At 56.9% G+C, this 1,429-nt stretch carries 1 protein-coding gene; it reads right to left on the bottom strand.

The window, feature by feature from the left end:
* The coding region (locus tag KFE26_RS23585) for an Ig-like domain-containing protein (protein WP_212601913.1) at positions 1–1,429 on the bottom strand (1,429 nt) is incomplete at both ends.

Genomic DNA, 1,429 nt, shown 5'->3' with positions numbered 1-1,429 from the left:
TATCGTTGTTCACGTCATCGACAATCGTGACCACAGGGGCGGTCGCATCAGCGAGGGTGTCGAGCTTGGCGCTGTCAGAGCCTTGTGCAGAAGTATTGCCATCGCTGTCGGTTTGAGTCGCGGTGACCGTGATGGTCTTGCCTTCGGCCACGACCGCAGTCCAGGTAATCACGCCGTTGTTATAGCTGTAGCCCGTTGCAGGTGTGCCGTCGGCGAATGTTAGGGCGTTGCCCACCAGTTTCAGGGTGACATTACTGCTAACACCGTCATTGGTGTCTATCAGGTTAATGGTGCCACCTTGGGTAAGCTCAGCGTGGTTAACGTTGACCTGCAGTTGCACGTTGTCAGCACCCAGCTCGGCTTTATTAATGATGCTATCGTTGTTCACGTCATCGACAATGGTGACCACGGGGGCGACTGCATCGGCGAGGGTATCAATCACCACGTCCTGGGTGACGGTCTTGCTGTTGCCAGCCAGGTCAGTGACGGTGGCGCTGACAGGGTAAGTGCCATCGGCCAAGGTGGTGCCGGTTAAGTCGATGCTCCAGTTGCCGCTGGCATCAATCACCAAGCCGTTGGCGGTGGTGTAGACCACGCCATTGATGGTGACGGCCAAGGTGCTGTTGTCACCCAAATCGACGGTACCTTTGAAAATCAGGGTGTTGTCATTGGTGATGAAGTCGCTGCCGGAGGCGCCGGTGTCATCGGTAATGCTGGTGATCGCCACGGTGTTGCCGTCGCCATCTTGGTCAATCTTGGTATCAATCACCACGTCCTGGGTGACGGTCTTGCTGTTGCCAGCCAGGTCAGTGACGGTGGCGCTGACAGGGTAAGTGCCATCGGCCAAGGTGGTGCCGGTTAAGTCGATGCTCCAGTTGCCGCTGGCATCAATCACCAAGCCGTTGGCGGTGGTGTAGACCACGCCATTGATGGTGACGGCCAAGGTGCTGTTGTCACCCAAATCGACGGTACCTTTGAAAATCAGGGTGTTGTCGTTGGTGATGAAGTCGCTGCCGGAGGCGCCGGTGTCATCGGTAATGCTGGTGATCGCCACGGTGTTGCCGTCGCCATCTTGGTCAATCTTGGTATCAATCACCACGTCCTGGGTGACGGTCTTGCTGTTGCCAGCCAGGTCAGTGACGGTGGCGCTGACAGGGTAAGTGCCATCGGCCAAGGTGGTGCCGGTTAAGTCGATGCTCCAGTTGCCGCTGGCATCAATCACCAAGCCGTTGGCGGTGGTGTAGACCACGCCATTGATGGTGACGGCCAAGGTGCTGTTGTCACCCAAATCGACGGTACCTTTGAAAATCAGGGTGTTGTCATTGGTGATGAAGTCGCTGCCGGAGGCGCCGGTGTCATCGGTAATGCTGGTGATCGCCACGGTGTTGCCGTCGCCATCTTGGTCAATCTTGGTATCAATCACCACGTC

Origin of the sequence: Shewanella sp. M16 (assembly GCF_018224605.1) — a bacterium.
GTDB classification, from domain to species: Bacteria; Pseudomonadota; Gammaproteobacteria; order Enterobacterales; family Shewanellaceae; genus Shewanella; species Shewanella oncorhynchi.
The sequence above is the reverse complement of the archived record's forward strand: the minus strand, read 5'-3'. Positions and strand labels throughout refer to the sequence as shown.